This window comes from Cryptosporangium aurantiacum, from assembly GCF_900143005.1.
In the GTDB taxonomy this organism is placed as follows: Bacteria; Actinomycetota; Actinomycetes; order Mycobacteriales; family Cryptosporangiaceae; genus Cryptosporangium; species Cryptosporangium aurantiacum.
Genome location: NZ_FRCS01000008.1, coordinates 1 through 20,508, shown reverse-complemented (window position 1 = coordinate 20,508; position 20,508 = coordinate 1). Strand labels below are relative to the sequence as shown.

At 72.6% G+C, this 20,508-nt stretch carries 17 protein-coding genes; 10 read left to right on the top strand and 7 right to left on the bottom strand.

The window, feature by feature from the left end; genetic code table 11:
* Positions 1 to 262 precede the first annotated feature (262 nt).
* From BUB75_RS25135 to BUB75_RS25110, 6 genes are all read left to right on the top strand, one after another.
* Positions 263 to 1,441: an ABC transporter substrate-binding protein gene (locus BUB75_RS25135; protein ID WP_073260596.1), complete on the top strand. Its 1,179-nt coding sequence runs from the start codon at positions 263 to 265 to the stop codon at positions 1,439 to 1,441.
* On the top strand, positions 1,438 to 2,379 hold the full coding sequence (locus BUB75_RS25130; RefSeq protein ID WP_073260288.1) for an ABC transporter ATP-binding protein: 942 nt from the start codon (positions 1,438 to 1,440) through the stop codon (positions 2,377 to 2,379). Before BUB75_RS25135 ends, BUB75_RS25130 begins: the two co-directional genes overlap by 4 nt.
* The gene (locus tag BUB75_RS25125; protein WP_073260287.1) at positions 2,363 to 3,025 is read left to right on the top strand and encodes an ABC transporter ATP-binding protein; all 663 of its coding nucleotides are present in this window, start codon (positions 2,363 to 2,365) and stop codon (positions 3,023 to 3,025) included. Before BUB75_RS25130 ends, BUB75_RS25125 begins: the two co-directional genes overlap by 17 nt.
* Positions 3,022 to 3,876 (top strand): branched-chain amino acid ABC transporter permease, encoded by an 855-nt coding sequence (locus tag BUB75_RS25120; RefSeq protein ID WP_073260286.1) that lies wholly within the window; start codon positions 3,022 to 3,024, stop codon positions 3,874 to 3,876. The genes BUB75_RS25125 and BUB75_RS25120 overlap by 4 nt, the downstream gene beginning before the upstream one ends.
* On the top strand, positions 3,873 to 4,904 hold the full coding sequence (locus BUB75_RS25115; protein ID WP_073260285.1) for a branched-chain amino acid ABC transporter permease: 1,032 nt from the start codon (positions 3,873 to 3,875) through the stop codon (positions 4,902 to 4,904). Before BUB75_RS25120 ends, BUB75_RS25115 begins: the two co-directional genes overlap by 4 nt.
* Before the next feature lie 194 nt (positions 4,905 to 5,098).
* On the top strand, positions 5,099 to 6,073 hold the full coding sequence (locus tag BUB75_RS25110; protein WP_084741685.1) for a PaaX family transcriptional regulator: 975 nt from the start codon (positions 5,099 to 5,101) through the stop codon (positions 6,071 to 6,073).
* Between the two features lie 3 nt (positions 6,074 to 6,076).
* On the opposite strand, the gene BUB75_RS25105 is transcribed toward BUB75_RS25110, so the two are convergent.
* Genes BUB75_RS25105 through BUB75_RS25090 form a run of 4 tightly spaced genes read right to left on the bottom strand, consistent with a single transcriptional unit; the run spans position 6,077 to position 11,255 of the window.
* Positions 6,077 to 6,880, bottom strand: a complete 804-nt coding sequence (locus BUB75_RS25105; protein WP_073260284.1) for an IclR family transcriptional regulator — start codon at positions 6,878 to 6,880, stop codon at positions 6,077 to 6,079.
* 41 nt (positions 6,881 to 6,921) lie between these two features.
* Positions 6,922 to 8,697, bottom strand: coding sequence for a thiamine pyrophosphate-binding protein (locus BUB75_RS25100; RefSeq protein ID WP_073260283.1), 1,776 nt, complete (start codon positions 8,695 to 8,697; stop codon positions 6,922 to 6,924).
* Positions 8,694 to 10,508 (bottom strand): FAD-dependent oxidoreductase, encoded by a 1,815-nt coding sequence (locus tag BUB75_RS25095; RefSeq protein WP_073260282.1) that lies wholly within the window; start codon positions 10,506 to 10,508, stop codon positions 8,694 to 8,696. The genes BUB75_RS25100 and BUB75_RS25095 overlap by 4 nt, the downstream gene beginning before the upstream one ends.
* Positions 10,509 to 10,517: 9 nt before the next feature.
* Entirely contained in the window at positions 10,518 to 11,255 is a 738-nt protein-coding gene (locus BUB75_RS25090) for an SDR family NAD(P)-dependent oxidoreductase (RefSeq protein WP_073260281.1), read from the bottom strand.
* Positions 11,256 to 11,527: 272 nt separating this feature from the next.
* On the opposite strand from BUB75_RS25090, the gene BUB75_RS25085 reads away from it, so the two are divergent.
* From BUB75_RS25085 to BUB75_RS25075, 3 genes are read left to right on the top strand one after another with little or no spacing between them, the layout of a single operon-like run.
* Entirely contained in the window at positions 11,528 to 12,565 is a 1,038-nt protein-coding gene (locus tag BUB75_RS25085) for an ABC transporter permease (RefSeq protein ID WP_084741684.1), read from the top strand.
* A gap of 34 nt (positions 12,566 to 12,599) precedes the next feature.
* Positions 12,600 to 13,667 (top strand): sugar ABC transporter substrate-binding protein, encoded by a 1,068-nt coding sequence (locus BUB75_RS25080; protein ID WP_073260280.1) that lies wholly within the window; start codon positions 12,600 to 12,602, stop codon positions 13,665 to 13,667.
* Positions 13,667 to 15,187, top strand: a complete 1,521-nt coding sequence (locus tag BUB75_RS25075) for a sugar ABC transporter ATP-binding protein (RefSeq protein ID WP_073260279.1) — start codon at positions 13,667 to 13,669, stop codon at positions 15,185 to 15,187. The genes BUB75_RS25080 and BUB75_RS25075 overlap by 1 nt, the downstream gene beginning before the upstream one ends.
* Here the strand turns inward: BUB75_RS25075 and BUB75_RS25070 are convergent.
* From BUB75_RS25070 to BUB75_RS25060, 3 genes are all read right to left on the bottom strand, one after another.
* Entirely contained in the window at positions 15,164 to 16,438 is a 1,275-nt protein-coding gene (locus BUB75_RS25070) for an EAL domain-containing protein (RefSeq protein ID WP_178379976.1), read from the bottom strand. The two genes, BUB75_RS25075 and BUB75_RS25070, sit on opposite strands and share 24 nt — an antisense overlap.
* Positions 16,435 to 17,229, bottom strand: a complete 795-nt coding sequence (locus tag BUB75_RS25065; RefSeq protein ID WP_073260593.1) for an SAM-dependent methyltransferase — start codon at positions 17,227 to 17,229, stop codon at positions 16,435 to 16,437. The genes BUB75_RS25070 and BUB75_RS25065 overlap by 4 nt, the downstream gene beginning before the upstream one ends.
* Positions 17,230 to 17,345: 116 nt before the next feature.
* Positions 17,346 to 17,951, bottom strand: a complete 606-nt coding sequence (locus BUB75_RS25060; RefSeq protein ID WP_073260277.1) for a hypothetical protein — start codon at positions 17,949 to 17,951, stop codon at positions 17,346 to 17,348.
* 901 nt (positions 17,952 to 18,852) lie between these two features.
* Here BUB75_RS25060 and BUB75_RS25050 point away from each other — a divergent pair.
* On the top strand, positions 18,853 to 20,508 hold a 1,656-nt coding region (locus BUB75_RS25050), incomplete at its 3' end, for a DUF222 domain-containing protein (protein WP_178379975.1).

Genomic DNA, 20,508 nt, shown 5'->3' with positions numbered 1-20,508 from the left:
GATAGGTCGCGGATCGGGTTTCTTTAAGGTTGCCTGGTCGTCTTCGATTCAGCTGATCAACCGCAGGTTGGAAACTGTTCGTCTGCGATGAAACAGACCGTCTGGGTATTCGCGTCACATTCGGTTTTCCACAGTGGAAATGGCATTTCCACTACATATTGACCGGCGATCGTCACGACACTAGATTGCCGAATCACGAGCGGCCCGAATGTGTGCTTCACCACATGGCATCGACGCCAGGAGGTTCACCGTGCGGATCCGGATGGCTCCCTTCCTCGCGGCCGTGCTCGTAGCGGCCACGCTCGCCGGATGTGATTCCGGCAGCGAGGATTCCGAATCCGGTCCGATCAGGATCGGCCTGACCGTGCCCCTCACCGGCAACTATCAGGCCCTCGGCACCGGCGACCAGCAGGGCGCCCAGATCGCCGTCGAGCAGATCAACGCCGACGGTGGCATCGACGGCAGGCGCATCGAACTCGTCGTCAAGGACGACAAGACCCAGCCCGACCAGTCGGTGCTGGCGTTCAACGCGCACAAGAACGAGGGTGCGGTCGCGGTCATCGGCTCCTCGTTCTCCAACTCCGCGCTGGCCGCGATCCCGCTCGCCGAGCGCAACTCGATGCCGTACATCTCGCTCGCGGCGGCCGATCAGCAGGTCGACCCGGTCCGGAAGTTCGCGTTCCAGATCCCGGCGCGGTCGTCCACCTACGCCGAGCAGACGCTGAAGTACCTGCAGGCCAGCAAGATCACGAAGATCGCGCTCGCGCACGACACCAAGAGCTCTTACGCGGTGGCCGGGTACGAGGCGGTCAAGGAGAAGGCGAAGGACTACGGCGTCACGGTCGTGGTCGACCGGGCGTTCGACACCGGCACCCAGGACTTCAGCGCGGTGTTCTCCCCGGTGCGAAGCTCCGACGCGCAGGCGGTGTTCCTCTGGGCCACCGGGCCGCCCGCGGTCATCGCGACGAAGCAGTTCGCGGCCTCCGGGCTGACGATCCCGCTGGTGCTCACCGGCGCGCAGGCCACGCCGCTGTTCACCAAGCCGGCCGGCGCCGCCGCCGAGAAGGTGATCCTGTCCAGCGCGATCGGCGTCATCGGGCCGGACCTGCCCGACTCCGACCTGAAGAAGGCCGTGGACGAGCTGGCGACCGACTACCAGAAGAAGTACGGCACGCCCCCGCCGCAGTTCGCGGTCGACGGGTATTGCGGCGTGATCGTGCTGGCCGAGGCGATCCGGAAGGCCGGGAGCACCGACGGCAAGAAGGTGCAGGCCGCGCTGGAGGAGCTGTCGCTGCTCACCCCGAACGGGCGGTACCGCTACACCGCCGACGACCACTCGGGCCTGAGCACCGACAACGTCGCGATCGCCACGGTGACCGGCGGCAAGTTCGCCCCGACGCCGTGGATGACCCAGCAGCTGAGCACGAACCTGCCGAAGTGACGCCGGTGCTGCGTCTCGACAACCTGTCGCGGTCGTTCGGCGGGGTGTTCGCCGTCCGGGACGTCAGCCTGGCCGTCCCGTCCGGTGAAACCCGTGGCCTGATCGGCCCGAACGGCGCTGGCAAGTCGACGCTGTTCAACCTGGTCGCGGGTCTGCTCCGGCCGGACGCCGGGCGGGTCGCGCTGGAGGGCGACGAGGTCACCCGGCTGCCCGCCCACCGGCGGGCAGCCCAGGGCGTCGCGATCGTGTTCCAGGGCGCGCGGGTGTTCCCCGGGCTGACCGCGGTGGAGAACGTGATGGTCGGCGCACACACCAGCGCGCGCCACGGGTTCCTCGGGGCGGCGATCCGCTCGCGCCGGTGCCGCCGCGAGGAACGCGAGATCCGCGAGGCCGCGCTTGCGGCCCTGGAGCGAGTCGGCCTCGCCGAGTGGGCGGACGTCCCGGCCGAGTCGCTCCCGCTCGGCCAGCAGCGCCGGGCGCAGCTGGCGCGGGCGCTGTGTGCCCGCCCGCGTCTGCTGCTGCTGGACGAGCCGGCCGCCGGGCTGCGCGGCGCCGAGCGTGCCGCGCTGGCCGGCGTCATCGACGGTCTGCGCGGCGAAGGGCTGACGATGATGCTCGTCGAGCACGACGTCGGGTTCGTCTCCCGGCTGGCCGACCGGGTGACGGTGCTCGACCTCGGCGCGGTGATCGCGGAGGGCACCCCGGACGAGGTCCGGCGCGACCCCGCCGTGGTGGCGGCCTACCTCGGCGCCCCCGCCGACCCCGCGGCAGGCTCCGCCGCGCCGGGCTCCGCCGCGCCGGGCTCCGCCGCGGGCGGACCCGCTGCGCCCGGGGCTGCCGCGGGCGGTCGCGCGGCCCAGGCGGCTGGGGCCGCGGCGGCCGATGGCGCAGGGGCTGACTCAGCGAGGGAGGGGGACCGGGATGCTGGAAGTGCGTGAGCTGGTCGTCCGGTACGGGACCGCCACCGCGCTGGACGGCGTCGACCTGGACGTGGCGGCCGGTGAGATGGTGGCGCTGGTGGGCGCGAACGGCGCCGGGAAGTCGACGCTGGTCAACACGCTGTCCGGGGTCGTGCGCCCGGCGGCGGGCCGGGTCCGGCTCGACGGCAGGCTCGCCCAGGTCCCGGAGGGCCGCCAGCTGTTCGCCTCGCTCACCGTCGACGACAACCTCCGGCTCGGCGCCTGGCGCAACCAGCGGTCCCGCCGCGACCCCGCACGCATCTACGACCTCTTCCCCGACCTCGTCCGGCTCCGCACCCAACAGGCCGGTTCGCTCTCCGGCGGCCAGCAGCAGATGGTCGCGGTCGGCCGGGCGCTGATGGCCGACCCAGACCTGCTCGCCGTCGACGAGCTGTCGCTGGGGCTGGCGCCGCTCGTCGTCCGCGACCTGGCCGCCCACCTCGCCGAGCTCAACCGCGATCGCGGGCTCGCCCTGCTGCTGATCGAACAGGAGACGACGTTGGCTTTCGACCTGTGCGCCCGCGCTTACGTCCTGGAAGCCGGGCGGGTGGTCGCGGCCGGGCCGTCGGAAGAGCTGCGGGCGAGCCCGACCGTCGCCGCGGCGTACCTCGGCGGCCTCGGATGAGCGACTTCCTCGGCTACCTGATCGCCGGCGCCGCGCTCGGCTGCACGATCGCGTTGCTCGCCAGCGGCTTTGTCGTCGTGCACCGGGTCACCGGCGTGGTCAACTTCGCGCAAGGCATGTTCCCGGTCGTCGCGGGCCTGGCCGCCGGTTCGCTGCTCTCCGCGAGCTGGCCGCACGGTGTTGCCGAGATCGGCGGTGTGCTGCTGGCGGGTGCTGTCGGACTGCTGGTCGGGCTGATCGCGATCGGCAAGCCCGGCACGCCGCCGCTGGCGTCGCTGGTGATCACGTTCGGACTCGGCTTCCTCGGTTACGCCGTGGAGATCGTCATCTGGGGTGACCAGCCGCGCGGATTCGACGGCCTCTCCGGTGTGCTGACGATCGGCGGCGTGCGGATCCAGCACCAGTGGTTGCTGGTGATGGCCGTGGCGGCGGCGACGTTCGCCGCGCTCGGCGCGTTCTTCGGCCGCACCTATCTGGGCAAGGGGCTGACCGCGTGCGCGTCGAACCCGTACGCCGCGCGGTTGGCCGGCATCGACGTGCGCCGGATGGGGCTCTACGCGTTCGCGCTGGCCGGGCTGCTCGGCGGCGTCGCCGGGGTGCTGCTGACGCCGCTGCAGTCGATCGCGTTCGACCGTGACGTGGCGCTCGCGGTGAACGGCTTCGCGGCGGCCGTGCTCGGCGGCCTCGACCGGCCGGGTGCCGCGCTGGCTGGTGGGCTGCTGCTGGGCATCGGCCAGACGCTGTTCGCCGGGTACGTCGACGGCTCGTTCCAGACCGAGGTCGCGCTCGGCTTCATGGTGCTGGTGATGGTCGTCCGCGCCACCAGGCAGCGAGAGGCGATGGCGGTATGAAGCGGGCGTGGCTGGTCGGTGCGGGCTTCGTCGTCGTCACGCTGACGCTGCCGTTCGTGCTGGACGACACGCGGCTGTCGATCTACGTCCTGATGGGTCTGGCCGTGCTCGCGGTCACCGGCATCTCGCTGCTGATGGGGTACGCCGGGCAGGTCTCGCTCGGGCAAGCGGCGTTCTACGCGGTCGGCGCCTACACCGCGGCGATCCCGGCCGTGCACGGCTGGCCACCGCTGGTCGGGCTGGTGGCCGCGCCGCTGGTGGCCGCAGCGGCGGCGGCGCTGCTCGGCGCGGTGCTGCTGCGGCTGCGCGGGCACTACCTGGCGTTCGCGACGCTGGCGCTGCAGCTGATCATCCTGTCGGTCGCGGCCGAGATCGAGTTCTTCGGTGGTGCGATCGGACTGCAGGGCATCCCGCAGTTCGGCGTCGGCTCGGTGACGCTCGACGACGCCCAGGAGTACGCGTTGCTCACCTGGGCAGCGGTCGCGGTCGTGCTGCTGCTGACCGCGAACATCGTCGCCAGCCGCCCGGGCCGGGCATTGCGCGCGTTGGCCCGCAGCGAACAGGCCGCCGCGGCCAGCGGCATTCCGGTGACCCGTTACAAGGTGACGGTGTTCGCGCTGTCGGCGGCGTTCGCCGGGCTGGCCGGCGGGATCTACGCGTTCTTCCTCGGTTACATCGCGCCGGGCTCGTTCACGATCGCGATGTCGGTCGAGTGGGTGGTGATGGCCGTGTTCGGCGGGCTCGGCACCCGCTGGGGCCCGGTCGTCGGAACGGTCGCGGTCACGCTGGTCGTCCAGGTCCTCAACGACCTGAGCACGCGGCCGGGCGCTCCGAGCTACGCGCCGACCGTGCTCGGGTACGCCGCGTACGCCGTGCTGCTGATCGGCGTCCTGCTGTTCATGCCGGCCGGGGTGGTGCCGTGGCTGCGGGGCCGGTGGGACCGTCTGCGGCGCTCCCGCGGCGACGGCGGGTCCGCGCCCTCGCAGGCTCCCGACTGGCCGGAGCCCGCGACCGTCACGGGCCGGTGACCGGGTCCGGCTCGACGTCCGGCGGCCCACCCCGGCCGGACGATCGGGCCGGAACGAGCGGTGCCGGCCGGGCCGCGAGCGGTGGAACCGGCCGGGTTGCTGGCGGTGGTGCCGGCCGGGCCGCGAGCGGTGGGGTGCCGCGGCGGCGAGGGTCGCGCCGGTCGCCCCGCGGCCGGGGTTCGTATGATCCGGAGATGCCCCCCTCGACGAGCGCAGAGGTCGCTGCGGGCTTTGCCGTGCCCGTGAACGGCGGTGTCACCGCCGGGCTCGAGGCGGACAGCACCGACATCCCGCTCCCGCGCAGGCAGGCAGGCACCTCACCGCAGCACCTGCTGGTGACGCTGCTCGGCGACTACTGGAACGGACGCCGGGAGCACCTTCCGTCGGCGGCGCTGGTGGCGCTGGTCGAGGAGTTCGACGTCGGCGAGGTCAGCGCGCGGGCCGCGCTGCGGCGCCTGGCCCGCCGCGGGGTGCTGGAGTCCAGCAAGGTCGGACGCAACACGTACTACGGTCTCTCGGCGTCGGCGACCCGGACGATCGTGCAGAGCTCGAGCCGGATCGTCCAGCTCGGTGCGGGCGAGCAGTCCTGGGACGGCGTCTGGACGCTGGCCACGTTCTCGCTGCCCGAGGAGCAGCGGGACCTGCGTCACCTGCTGCGCAGCCGGCTGCGCTGGCTCGGGTTCGCGCCGCTGTTCGACGGCGTCTGGGTCTCGCCGCGGGCCTCGACCGACGAGGTCCGCGAGTTCCTGGACGAGCTGGAGATCAGCAGCGCCGCGGTGCTCCGCGCCGAGCAGGCGGTGGGCACACCGCTGATCTCGGCGTGGGACCTGGGGGAGATCCGGCACGCGTACGACGCGTTCCTCGCCGACACCAGCCCGCTGCGGGAGCGGCTGGACGGCGGCGACGTGGGCTCGGCGGAGGCGTTGATCGCGCGCACCCGGCTGATGGACGTGTGGCGGACGTTCCCCGCGCTCGACCCGGACCTGCCCGAGGAGGTGCTGCCCGCCGACTGGCCGCGGCGGCGTGCCCGGGCGGTGTTCGGCGAGCTCTACGACGCGCTGGGTCCGCTGGCCGAGGCCCGCGTCCGCCAGGTACTGGCCCGTTTCGACGCCACGCTCGCCCCGCTCGTCGCCCACCACACCACGGCAGATCTGAGTGCGGCCCGCTGAGTGTTAGCGCGCGGTCCAGCGGAGGGTGCCGTTGGCGGTGTCGCGGGCCAGCTCGCGCGACAAGGCGAGGGCCGCGGTTCGGACGGCGGGAGCCAGGCGTTCCAGGTCGAGGTGCTGCGCCCAGCCGGTGATCGAGATCGCCGCGATGACGCACCGCCGATGGTCGAACACCGGCGCGGCCACCGCCGACACCCCGACCTCGGCCTCCTCGCGGTTGACGCCGTACCCACGCTCCAGCGCCCGCGCCAGCTCCTGCCGCAGCAGGCCGGGCATCACGATCGTCCGGGGCGTGAGCCGGGTCAGCCCGGCCTCCACCACCTGCCGCAGCCGGTCGGGCGACCCGTACGCGAGAAACACCTTGCCGGTGGCCGTGCAGTACGCCGGTAACCGCCCGCCGACCCGGGAGACGATCGGCGTCGAGCGGTGTCCACTCACCTTCTCGAGGAACAGCGTGTCGTTGCCGACCGGCACCGCCAGGTGGATGTTCTCGTGCGTCGCCTCGTACAGATCCTCCAGGTACGGCAGCGCCGCCTCGCGCAGTTCCCGGTGCCGGGGCACCCGCTGACCGAGGACGAACAGGCTCATCCCCAGCCGGTAGCCGCGGGTGGTGCGCTCGACGCCGCCCCAGGCGACCAGTTCGTTGAGCAGCCGGTACGCGGTCGGTTTCGGGAGGCCGGTGCGCTCGGCCAACGCGGAGAGGGTCAGGTCGACGTCGGTCGCGGTGAACGCGTCGAGCAGCCGCAGCCCGCGCGCCAGCACCGACTTCGGCACGGCGTCGCTGCCGTCCGCACTATCCGGCTGGTCCATTCGCTGATCGTGGCCTTCTGCGCCCCCGGCGGCAACAACGCTCACGTCGCCTCCGCGCTGGAGGCACCGCTGGCTGCGGTGAGCGGACTGTGCGCGTGCGTGGTGACCGGAACCTCGACCAGCAACGGCGTCTGCCGGTCGCCCGCGCCGGCCACCACCGCGTGCAGCTCGGCGGCGTTCTTCACCCGGGTCGACGCCAGCCCGAACGTGCTCGCGGCGGCGCACCAGTCCAGGCCGGGGAGGTCCAGGCCGAGGTACTCGCCGCGCTCGGTCGACCGGCTCTTCGAGCCGTCGAGCGTGTCCTTCAGCGTGCGGTACTCGCCGTTGTTCACGACGACGAACGTCACGGGGACGCCGTACCGCGCGGCGCTCCACAGGCCCTGCAGTCCGAACATCGCCGAGCCGTCGCCGAGTACCGCGACGACGGGACGGCTCGGGTCGCCGATCCGGGTGCCGACCGCGGCGCCGATGCCCCAGCCCAGCCCGCCGCCGACCGTGTGCACATAGGAGCGCGGACGCTCCGGCCGCAGGACCGAGCGCAGCGCGAGGCCCGCGGTGATCGCCTCCTCGACCACGACGGCGTCGGGCGGCAGCCCGTCGGCGAGCGCGTGCATCGCGGCCAGCGGGTCGAGCGGCGCCGGGCCGTATCGCTCCCGCGCGTCCTGGTCGATCGCGGCCCGGTCCGCGCGCGTCCGAGCCCCCACCGTCGCCGCCCGCTCCCGAATCCGCGCCGCCGCATCGGTCCCGACCGGCCCCGCGGCCCCGACCGGCCCCGCGGCCCCGACCGGCCCCGCGGCCCCGGGTGCGCCCGCGGACGGCGGCGACGCGAGGGCCTCGGCTAGGGCGGCGTCCAGGGTGCGCAGCGTCGGGCCGAGCGGGCCGATCAGACCGGCGGCCACCGGGAAGTTCCGGCCGGGCTCGTCCGGGTCGGAGTCGAGCTGCACGACCGCGGTGCCCTCCGGGATCGCCGGACCCGGCGTGTAGTGGTGCGGCATGAACGCGTGGCAGCCGACGATCAGCACGACGTCGTGCGGCTCCAGCGCCGAGCGGATCGCGGAGTGCCGCGGCGGCAGCATCCCCAGGTGCAACGGATGGGTGCCGGGAAAGTTGACGCCGTCGTGCATCGGCTGTGACCAGACCGGCGCCCCGAGCCGCTCGGCCACCGCGACCAACGCGTCGACCGCCCCCTCGCGCCCGACGCCGTCGCCGGCCACGATCACCGGTGACGCCGCGCCGGTCAGCAAACGCACAGCGTCCGCATGGTCGTTGACGGCACCGGGGCCCGCCACCCGCGACGGAGGCGGGACCACGATCGAGGACTCCTCCTCCAGCACATCCATCGGGACCGACACGAAGACCGGCCCAGCCGGTGGGCGCCGGGCCAGCGCGAACGCGCGCCGGAGCAGCACCGGAAGGTCGTAGGCCTGGTGCACCTCGACGGCGGACTTCGCGACCGGCGCGGCCAGCCCGACCAGGTCGCCGGAGAGCATCGGATCGGCCTGCAGGTGCCGACGGTCCTGCTGCCCGGCCAGCACGACCATCGGCGTGCGGGAGCGGCTCGCGTTGAGCATCCCGATCAGCCCGTTGGCCAGCCCCGCGGCGACGTGGAGGTTGACGAACGCGGTGCGTCCGGTGGCGCGCGCGTACCCGTCGGCCATCGCGACGACCGACGCCTCCTGCAACCCCAGGACGTATCGCAGGTCGGGCGCGTCGACCAGGGCGTCCAGCAGCGGTAACTCGGTGGTTCCCGGATTGCCGAACACGTGCTGGACGCCCTCGCTGCGCAGGATCTCCAGCAGCGCGTCGACCGGTTTCACGAGAGCTCCTTCTGCAGGGAATCGGCGACCAGGGCCGCGAGCGCCATCACCGTGACCGACGGGTTGACCGACAGGGAGGCGGGCACCAGCGACGCGTCCCCGACGTAGAGCCCGGCGACGTCGTGGCTCCGTCCGGTCGGGCCGACGACCGACCGGGCCGGGTCGTCGCCCATCCGAGCGGTGCCTTGGACGTGCGACGTCGACAACCCGCTCCACACCACCTCGCGCGCGCCGGCCGCCCGGAGCGCCGCGACGCTGAAGGCCAGCGCATCCGCCAGGCGTACCCGTTCCGCCTCCGAGAAACGCTTCGTCACGACCGCGTCGTCGTCGGCGCCGCGCTCGACCACGCCGGTGTTCTCGTCGTTCGCCATCGCGAGGATGCCCGCCCAGTAGCGGTACCGGCCGACGACCTCGACGAGCCGCCGTCCCCAGAGCGGGTGGTTCGCGGTGTCGATCAGGCTCCCCGCGAACGCGACCGGGTCCTGGATCGTCGTGCCCTCGATCACGAAGCCGCCGTCCGCGTCGTCCTGGTGATCCACGCAGTGCGCGGTGATCGGATACACCTGGTGGCAGTCCTGCGGCTCGTCGAACCGGCCGTAGACCAGGCGGGCCGGGTGCAGGCCGAGCGTCCGTCCGATCTGGCGGCTGCTGGGGGTGTCCGGCAGCTTGCTCCGGAGCAGGATCAGCGGTGTCTGCAACGCGCCCGCGGCGAGGACCACGACCGGGGCGTGGACCTCCGCGCGCCGTCCGTCCTGGCCGCGGTACGCGACGCCGACCGCGCGGGTGCCACCGTCGGCGAGCAGCACCTCCTCGACGGTCCGGTGGGTCCGGACGCGCACCTCGCCGCGGGCCAGGGCCGGCGCGAGGAACGCGTTGAGCGCGGACTTGCCCGCGTTGCTCGGGCAGCCGGTCAGGCAGGCGCCGCAACGTGTGCAGTTGTGGTCGGTGTAGGAGCGGACCGGCTCCAGCGTGGCGTCCAGCGCGCCGAACCCGGCGGCGAGGCGGTGGACGCTCGGCGTCCAGTCGGCGCGGGTCCGGACGCCGAGGATCGCCTCGACGTAGCCGTACCAGGGCTCCAGGTCGACGTCGAGACCGGTTGCGGTGGTGAAGCGTGCGAGGTCGGCTTCGGACGCCCGCATCGCGACCTTCGTGTTGATCACCGTCGAACCGCCGACGCACCGGCCGGCGAGCAGCGCCACCGGTCCACCGGCGTCGCCGGTCTGGGCGAAGCGGATCGGCCACCAGAGCCGGTGCCGGGCCTCGAGCTCGAACCGGGTGTAGGACTCGGCCGGGTGGTAACCACCGGCCTCCAGGACCAGGACGTCGTGGCCGCGCCGGCCGAGTTCGGCGGCGATCAGGCCACCGCCCGCGCCGGAGCCGACCACGACGACGTCGGCCGTGCGCGGGACCGGGCCGGTGGTGTCGTAGGGGTCGCCCCCCGGTGCGGTGGTGCCGTCGAGGAACGACCAGTCCTTGCGTAGCCGCGTCGCCGCCGGTGGGGTGAACCCGATCGTCTCGTGGGGGGTGGGCCCGGTGTGCCCCGGCGGAGTGAAGTCGCCGTAGTACGCCTCGATGGCCAGCCGCCGGAGCAGCGCGAACGCCGCGGTGCCGGTGAGCCGGGCCAGGCTCTCGGCACCGGCCTGACCACCGCCGAGCAGACCGATCGCGGCGTGCAGCTGGTCCTCCTCCGCGGCGGTCAGCCCCGCGACGGCCCGTTCCACGTACGCGAGCGCACCCGCGGCGACCGACCCGGGGACGATCAGATCGCACAGCTCGGCGAGGACGGCTTCCTGACCAGGCCCGAAGGGCATCACGGCCTCCTAGTGCCGGGCCGAGCCGCCGTCGACGTTGATCGTCTGGCCGGTGAGGAAGCCGCTGCCCTCGTCACACACGTAGAGCAGGGTCGAGATCAGATCCTCCGGGCGTTCGGTCCGCGGCACCGCCTGCAGCGCGCGGACGCGGTCGAAGCCGCCGTCGGCGCCGGTCGTGGCGATCGCGGTCTCGGTGGCTGTGAGGCCGGGCGCGATCGCGTTCACCGTGATGCCGTCGGCGCCGACCGCGGTGGCCAGCGCGCGGGTGAAGCCGACCAGCCCGGCCTTCGACGTCGTGTACGCGACCAGGTCCGGCGGACCGAGGAACACCACCGCCGAGACGATGTTCACGACCCGCCCCCAGCTGGCCGCCCGCAGGTGGGGGAGCGCCGCGCGGGTGACCAGGAACGGGCCGTCGAGGTTGAGCCGCAGGATCCGGTGCCAGTCGTCGAGCGTGGTGTCCTCGAACAGGATCGGCGGGAAGATGCCCGCGTTGTTCACGACGATGTGGAGGCCACCGAAGTAGTCGGCGACGGTCGTCACCGCGGCCCGCACCGAGGTCTCGTCGGTGACGTCGACCGGAACCGGCAGGAAGCTGCCGCCCGCGTCCTCGATTCGCTTCTGCGTGACGGACTGGTCGGCGATGTCAAACCCGGCTACCGGGCACCCGCGGCCGGCCAGGGCGACCGCGAACTCCTGCCCCAGCCCGCGGGCTGCACCGGTGATTACCGCAACACGGGGGGACATAGAGGCTCCTTCTGGAAAAGCGGCCGGCGGGGATGGCGGAGTGAGAGGGCCCCACCGGACCGCGCTGCGCAGCGTGGTCCGTCGGCGGCGCAAAGGACAAGGGACGCATTTCGGTGAGTGAAATCGGTCCTCGCTGACGCGATTCCGTAGCCGAGCGGTTTCGGTGACTGAAACGACGTCCTTGTGACCGGCCAGGGACCGGACCACCCTGCTGCACACCGCGGCCCCGGCTCCTGACCAGGGTGACCGCAGGCCGCGAGGAGGCACCCCCGATGACCGACCGCTCGGCGACCGGAACGGAGCCGCCACCGGCCGTGGAATCGGCCGCGCCGCCTCCGCGGCGGCGTTCGGTGACCTGGTTGCGGGAGGAGGCAGGCGTCCTCGTCGTGCTGGTCGCGCTGGTCGTGGTCGTCGGCGCGTTCCAGCCGGACTTCTGGCTCGCCGACAATCTCACCGAGATCGCCCGCCAGTCGTCGTACATCGGGATCCTCGCGATCGGCATGGTGTTCGCGCTGGCGATGCGGGAGGTCGACCTCTCGGTCGGCGGCACGTACGCGCTGACGATCGTGGTCGGGGCGCTGCTGATCCGGGACGGGCTCAGCCCGTGGATCGCCGCGGTGGTGGCCATCGCGATCGGCGGTTTCCTCGGCTTCCTGAACGGCCTGTTCACCACCTACGTCCAGGTGCCGTCGTTCATCGCGACGCTCGGCACGCTCTCGCTCTACAAGGGCCTCGCGCTCGCGCTCTCGAACGGTCAGCAAGTCGGTGGCCTGGACCAGGACCACCCGTTCTTCCAGGTCATCGGCGGCACGATCCTCGGGTTGCCCGGTGCGGTCTGGGCGCTGGTGCTGTCCGCGGCGCTGATGACGGTCGTGTTCACCCGGACCCGGTTCGGCGCGCAGATCCGCGCGGTCGGGTCCAACCCGGACGCCGCGGCGTTCACCGGCATCCCGGTGAACCGGGTCCGGATCAAGGCCCTCACGGTGACCGGGCTGTTCGCCGGGGTCTCCGGTGTCCTCGCGCTCTCGTTCTTCGTCGCCGGTGACCCGACGGTCGGCACCGGCTACGAGCTGATGGCGATCGCTGCCGCGATCATCGGCGGCACCCCGCTGCGCGGTGGTACCGGCTCGGTGCCCGGTGCGGTCCTCGGTTCGCTGATCCTCAGCGTGGTCGCGGCCAGCCTCGTGTTCTTCAGCGTCCCGATCAATTGGACGACGTTCGCGACCGGCGCCGTGATCCTGCTCGCCGTCGCCCTCGACAGTTTGCTCCGCCGTGCCCGCGCGGCCCGCCGCCGCTCCACCTCCTCCTGACTCCCTCCGCCGGCCCCCCGGAAGGAAACCCCCGATGGCTCGCTACTCACGCGTCGCACGCTGTGGCGTCGCTCTGCTCACCGCGGCGTCGCTGGCCGCGGCGGCCGCCTGCAGCGACTCCGGCGGTGGCTCCGGCGGCACCAAGAAGATGTCGTTCGTCGTCGCGAACATCAGCCTGAACTTCGCCCTGGAGATGGCGAACGGCGGCAAGTTCGCCGCGGAGGAGGCCGGCGGCATCGACCTCAAGGTCGTCGGCCCGGCCACCACCGACGGGCCGCAGGAAGTACAGATGTTCCAGAACACGATCACGACCAACCGCGACGGCGCGGTCGTCGAGAACCTCGCCCCGGACCTGTTCACCCGTCCGTACGCGCAGGCCGTGGACAAGGGCATCCCGATCGTCGCGCTCGACACCGTGCCGCTGGACGGCAGCAAGGTCGAGCTCTACGTCGGCAACGACAACTACGAACTCGGCACCCAGCTCGCCGACGAGGCGATCAAGCGGCTCCCGAAGGACGCCAAGGGCACGATCGTGCTCGGAGTTCCGAACCCGGGCGTTCCGGTGCTGGACATGCGGGCCAACGGCATCCGGGACACGTTCGCGAAGAAGCTGCCCGGCGTCACGGTCAAGGGCCCGTTCCAGACGTTCAGCGACCCCGGACAGAGCTACAACGCCTGGTCGTCGCAGGTCCGCGCGAACCGCAACGCGCTGGCGTTCCTCGGCGTCGGCGACGCCGACAGCTACTCGCTCGCCCGGCTGAAGAAGGAGACCGGCGGCAAGTGGCTCTCCGGCGGCTTCGACCTGGACGCCAAGACGCTGGAAGCGGTCAAGGACGGCACGAACTTCGTGACGATCTCACCCGAGCACTACCTCAAGGGGTACGTCGCGATGCGGTTGCTCGCCGAGGCCGTGAAGGACGGCAAGGAGCTGCCGAAGGGCTGGTTCTACACACCCGGCCTGATCGTCGACTCCAGCAACATCGACGCGATCATCGCGCGCCAAGCGTCCGACCAAGCACGCCGGGACGGGATCGCCGACGAGGCGAAGAAGCTGTTCGCCGACACCGACGCCTACCTTCGGCCGCTGAAGGACGCGCGCTGATGCTGCTCGCCACCGACCTCACCAAGCGGTACGGCGGGGTCACCGCCCTCGCCGGCGCCGGTCTCCGGCTGGCGCCCGGCGAGGTGCACGCACTGCTCGGCGAGAACGGCGCGGGCAAGACGACGCTGGCCAAGATCCTGGCCGGGGTGGTGGCGCCGGACACCGGCCGGCTGACGATCGACGGCGCCGACGTGCGGCTGACCGGCCCCGCCGACGCGCGGCGGCACGGCATCGCGGTGGTGTCCCAGGAGCTCTCGCTCTTCGGAGACCTGGACGTGCTCGGCAACCTGTTCGTGATCGACCAGCCGGTGCGCGGCGGCCTGCTGGACCGGGCGGAGATGACGCGTCGGGCCGCGCCGATCCTCGACGAACTCGGGCTGGACGACGTCCCGCTGCGGACGCCGGTCGGGGAGCTGGACCTGGCCCGACGCCAGTTGCTGGAGATCTGCCGCGCGCTGCTCGCGGATCCGGGCGTCGTGATCCTCGACGAGCCGACGTCCGCGCTACCGGCTGCGGCGGTGGCCCGGCTGCACACCGTGATCAGACGCATCACCGCACGGGGGAAGGCGGTCCTCTACGTCTCGCACTTCCTGGAGGAGGTCGCCGCGCTCGCCGACCGGGTCACGATCCTCCGGGACGGACGGAACGTGGTCAGCGAGGCCCCCATCGCGGAGCTGTCGGTGCCGGCGATGGTGACCGCGATGCTCGGCGAGGCACCGCTCGCGGCCCGGGAAGCGATCGGGGCGTCGGCGGCCGGCGAGCTGGGGGACCGTGCGGTGACGCTCGACCGGGTCACGGTCCCGCACCGGCTGGACGACGTCTCGCTGACCGCGCGGGCCGGGGAGGTCGTGGGCCTGGCCGGGCTGCAGGGCGCCGGGCACCTCACGGTGTTCGAGGTGCTGTGGGGCCGGGCGGCGCCGACCTCGGGTGACGTCCGTCTGCCCGACGGACGGCCGCGGCCCCGCACGACGGCGGAGGCCGTGCGTCGTCGGGTGGCGTTCGTGCCGAGCGACCGGAAAGGGCTCGGGTTGACGCTCGACCAGACCGTCACCGAGAACATCACGTGCGTGTCGTGGCTGGCGCGGCGGCGCGGCGGGTTCGTCCTGCGGCCGGGCAAGGCCAGGGCGGCGGCGCGACGGCATATCGCCGAGCTGCGGATCAAAGCGGAGCCGGACGACCTGGTCAGTCAGTTGTCCGGCGGCAACCAGCAAAAGGTGGCGTTCGCGAAGTGGCTGGAGGCCGAGCCGGACGTCGTGCTGCTCGACGATCCGACCCGCGGCGTCGACGTGGGCGTGAAAGCCGAGATGCAGCAGATCGTGCGGCGGCTCGCGGCGGACGGGAAGGTCGTGCTGATGTGCTCGACGGACCTCGCGGAACTCGCCGAGGTGTGCGACCGCGTCGTCGTCCTGCACCGCGGCCGAGTCCGCGACGAACTCGCGGGTGAGCAACTCACCGAACATCGCCTCATGCACGCGGTGAACGCGGGCGCCGCAGGGTCAGCGAACGTCGGCGGCGGGTAGCGGATGGCCGTAGTGCCAGCCTTGGGCGCGGGGGATTCCTAGGCGGCGGGCCAGGCCGGCTTCGGCGGCGTTCTCGACGCCCTCGACCGTGGTGGTGAGCCCGAGCTGCCCGGCCAGCGCGGTCACCGCACCGAGCACCTCGATGCCGGCCTGCGCCGCCGAGAACGGCAGCTGCCGCACCGGGTCGAGCAGCGCACCGGCCAGCTTCAACCCGTGCACGGGCAGGGTCGGCAGCATCGACAACCGGGACAGCCCGGTGCCGAAGTCGTCCAGCACGAGCGTCACGCCGGTTGCGGCCAGTCCGCGCAGCAGCGGCAGGTCGGCGTCGCCCAGGACGACGTCCTCGGTGATCTCCAGGTGGAGCAACGCCGGGTCCAGCCCGGTGCGCTCGAGCAGCCCGCGGACGTCGTCGGTCAGGCGGGGATCGCTGAGCTCGGCGGGGGAGAGGTTCACGCCGACGAACACCGGACGCCCGGCTTCGGACTGCCAGCGCACCGCCGCGCGGCACGCGTCCTCGCGGAGGCGGCGGCCGAGCGTCCGGAACAGGTCGGCGTCCGCCGCGGTCGGCAGGAAGACCGACGGCGGCAGCGTCCCGCGCGTCGGGTGCTCCCACCGGGCAAGCGCCTCGAAGCCCAGCACCCGCTCGTCATCCAGCGCGACGATCGGCTGGTAGTACGGGACGACCTCGCCACGGTCCAGCGCTGTGGGCAGCTCCTCGCGGAAGCGGGTGTCGATCGGACGGCCGGTCCGCCCCACCGGCAACCCGCTCGCCCCGGCGAGCTGGGCCTGCAGCGCCCGCTCGGCGCGCTGGCGGGCCACCAGGTCGGAGCTGCGGATCGCGTCCTGCTGCGCGAGCGTCCGGTCGTGGGCGGCGCGCGCGAAACCGACGCCCACCGCGGCCAGCAGCGCCGGTGCGCTCCCGTCCACCGGCTCGATCCCGAGATCGGCGGGGAGCCGCTCGGCCAGCAGGTGCAGCGTCCGGCCGAGCGCGTCCGGCGCGGCGAACCCGATCGCGACCACCCCCTCGCCGATCGCCCGCCCGGTCGACGACGGTTCCGCGTGCCCGAGCAGCGCGTCCGCCGCTTCCTCGGCGAGCCGCCGTAGCCGCTCGGCGATCACGGTCCGGTCGTCCGGCACCCAGCTGGTGCCGCTCAAGTTCCGTGCCCACTCCCACGAGAACACCGCGATCGTGACCGCACGGCCGTCGACCTGCCCGACGGGGATCACCGGCCCCTCGGGCGCTGTGGTCACCGCTTCCACCCGACCGCGCCGTAGTTGCCGCACCAGGACGGGTCGCGGTCGCCCGCGTCCGGCCAGTCCGGCTTCCACTGCACGGCCCAGATGAGGCCGGGGTCGATCACGTCCCACCCGTTCAGGAACCGTTCGATCTGCCCGTAACTGCGGGTGGTCGCCGGGTTCGCGCTGGCCTTGTAGACCTCCTCGATCCGCTTCATCTCGTCCGGACGGCTGTCCAGCGTGGCGTGCGCGAGGACCAGGCCGCTGCCGGTGGGCAGCGCGTCCCGGAACGTCCCGACGATGCCGGCCGCCTCGTCGTCCGAGCCGATGAAGTGCAGGACCGCGACCATCAGCAGCCCGACCGGCTGGGTGAAGTCGAGCAGTTGCCGGGTGACCGGCGACTCCAGCACGTCCTGCGGACGCCGGATGTCGGCGTGCACGATCCCGGCCCGGTCGACGTCGGCGAGGATCGCCTCACTGTGCGCGACCGCAACCGGGTCGAGGTCGACGTAGACGACGGTCGCGTCGTCGGCGATCTCGTGCACGTTGCCCATCGTCGGGATGCCGGAGCCGAGGTCGAGGAACTGGCGGATGCCCTGGTCGCGCAGGTACCGGACGCCCCGGTGCAGGAACGCGCGGTTGGCTTGGGCGGCGAGCTGACCGTCCGGGAACAGCGCCAGCGCTCGGCGCGCCATCTCCCGGTCGGAGGCGAAGTTGTGCGAGCCGCCGAGGTAGTAGTCGTACATTCGAGCGGCCGACGGCTGATCAGGATCAACCGTGTCCGAAACCCAATCCGGACGTTCCACGCGCATGCTCCCGGTGCAGGGGGTGGGACGACGATCCTAAGGCCACTGTGGCCGGTGCAGGTTTCCCACCAGCGTCAGTTCTGTAGTTTTCTCACGGTTTCTCAATGCGGATCGGTTCACACCCGGAACTCGAAATATGCGAGCTGGGTCAACGAGTAGCGCGACAGGTCCTGGCCGGACAGCCCGTCGGCGGCCTGCGAGTCGGTGACGATGCTGCTCGCGAACCGCTCGGGCAGCAATACCACGACGTATCGCAGGCGCATCCCGGCGAACCCGGCGTAGCCGATCTGGTTCTCTGGAACGTAAACGCATGATCCGACCGTGCGGATCGACGGCCGCGGGTAGTACCGGCCGTTGCCGGGATTGTGGCCGGGCGTCGAGTCGACCGTGTTCGGATCGGCCCGCTCCAGCATCTGGACGATCGTGCCGTCCGGCGGGGGCTCGGACAGCTTCGCGGCGATCTCCATCCGCGGCGGGTCGGAGCGTTGCAGGTGGAACGCGAGCGCCTCGAGCCTGGTGGGTGCGCTGCGTTCGGCCGGGAGCCGCGTCAGCTGCGGGACGCTGTCCTGCGCCGGGGAGAGGCACGGTCCGCCCGCGGCTGCGGGCTTCTCCGAGTCGGACGGCCACCGGTCGACGCCCGTCCGGACGCCGTTGACCAGCGTGACGACCGCGAGCGCGGCTAAGGCCGCGTAGAGGGTCCGGGGCCAGGCCCCGACCGGCAACCACCGGTTCCTACCGCCCCGCCCCGCATCGGTCTCCGTCTTTTGGGGGACGCCCGGCAGCGCGCCACCGCCCGAAGCCGCCGTCGCGCTCGGGGCTGTCGTGCTCGGGGCTGTCGTGCTCGGCCCCGCCGTGCTCGGCCCCGCCGGGGTCGCGGCCGCCGCCGGTTCGGCCGACGGTGCCGCTTGGTCTGGGCGGGTCGCTCGGTCTGGGCGGGTCGCTCGGTCTGGGCCGGTCGCTCGGTCTGGGCCGGTCGTACTGTCTGGGCCGGTCGTACTGTCTGGGCCGGTCGTACTGTCTGGACCGGTCGTGCTCCCTGGACCGGTCGTGCTCCCTGGGTCGGCCGCGCTGCCTGGGTCGGCCGCTTCGAGCGCGTCTGGGGGTGTCGGCCGGCGGGGGCGGCGGGGTGGCTGGACGCGGTGCCATGCCTGCCGTGCCGCGGCGACCTCGGCCGGCGCGTACGCGGAGACAACCTTGGTCAGCGCGTCCAGGCTGACCCGGCGGCGACCCATCCGCAGTTCGTTCACGGTCGTCTTCGACAGGCCGGTCTCGGCCGCCACCGCACGGACGTTCGTCCGCGCCTCCATCAGCGTCCGGAGATAGTTCCGGAGCTCCTCCTCTGTGCCCACCTGAGCCGGTGTCGGTCTTCCGGCCGAGGGTTCGTTCATCCCGGTCTTCTCCTCGCCCCGGAGACAGCGATCTCGGTGAGGTTCTCGGGAGAATATCGGCTCGAAGTTCAGAGCATCCGCCAGCCGACGCGCGAACAATGCGACTGAGGGCTCGTATTCGCGGGCCCCCCGCCGCATCTGATGTTGGGGCTGGTCGGTTACACCGATCGGCATAGGTGCGGGTATGCCGTTCACCCGATTCCCGTACGGGTGTGCGATGAATAGGGTTGCGGGTATGGACACAGGGCTCGGACGGTTAGCCGCGGCGGCGGCTGTCGTTGCTGGTGAGGACTTCACCGGCGGCTCCGACGGGGCCTTGTGTGAGCGGGTGCGGGAGTTGTATCGGATTCGGTCGCAGGTCGACGCCGCGCTGGTGGCGGCGGTGGGTGTGGTGCATCAGCGGGGCGCGGTGGAGTACGACGGAGCGGTCTCCACCAAATCGTGGCTGCGGGCCCGGTTGCATGTGTCGCCGGTGGAGTCCTCGGAACTGGTGGACGTCGCCCGGCATCTGCCCGACGACCCGGCCTTCGCCGAGACGTTCCGGGCCGGTCGGGTGTCGCGGGCGCATGTGCTGGTCGCCGCCCGGTTAGCGAAGAAGGTCGGCCCGGACCTGGCGGATGAAGCCGCCGACGCGTTGCTGGGTCCGGCGTTGACGATGGACCCGGCCGCGTTGAAGCACGTCTCTAAGCGGATCGAGGCGTATCTCCGCCCAGAGACCGACGCGCCCGATGAGGACGGTGAGGAGCCGGATGAGGCCGACCGGGCGGTCTACCACGCGCAGACCTTCGGCGGAACGTGGGATTTGGCCGGGACGTTGACTCCGGAGGCCGGTGCGTTGGCGCAGACGTATTTGAATGCCGCTTCGGGCCGGCGGGACGCCGAGGACGACCGGAGCCCGTGTCAGCGTCGTCATGACGCGCTCGCGGAGTTGTTCCGCCTCGGGCTGGACACCGCGCATCTTCCGACTCATGGGGGTGAGCAGCCGCATCTGGCGGTGCTGGTGCACGCCCGGGATCTGCAGCACAGCGGCCGGGCGGGCCGGAAACGACGGCGGCTGGCCCCGGTCCGGTTCGACGGCGAGGACGTCCTCACCGCTGGATGGGCCTACCTGGACGACGACCCGGCCCCGGTCCCACCCGACTGGGCCGAACACCCCGACGACACCGGGGGCGCCGGCATCGATTGGGACGCCGCGTTGGCGGTCTGGGCCGATGAACTCGACCTGACCCCACCCCACCCCCGAATCCCAGCCCACACCGACGCCGGGCTGCCGGACCCGGGCCTGCCCGGCACGGCTCCAACGGATACGAGCCTCGCGAACGCGGACTTGGCGGGCGCGAGCCTCGCGGACGCGGGCCTGGCCGACGTCAGCCTCGCGGACGCGGACGCGGACGCGGATCTGGCGGGCGGGAGCGTCGCGGACGCGGGCCTGGCCGACGTCAGCCTCGCGGACGCGGGCCTGGCGGACGCGGGCCTGGCGGACGCGGGCCTGGCGGACGCGGGCCTGGCGGACGCGGGCCTGGCGGACGCGGGCCTGGCGGACGCGGATCTGGCGGGCGCGGGCGTGCCCGGTGCGGGGCTGCCGGAGTGGGGCGCGGCGCGGGATCTCGGGTTGGCCGAGGCGATCGCCGGGGTGACCGGACGCCGCAGCGGTCTGCCCACCGAAGGCACGGGAGGGATCACCGAGTACGGCGGCCTGCTCTCCCCTGAAGCCGTCCGCCGCCTCGCCTGCGACGCCGGCATCAACCGCGTGGTTCTCGACCCCGCTGACGTGCCGATCAACGCCGGACGCCTCAACCGCGTCCCCCCACCCGCCATGCGCCGCGTCCTGGTCGCCCGCGACGGCGGATGCCGCTTCCACGGCTGCGACCGCCCACCCGCCTGGACCCAC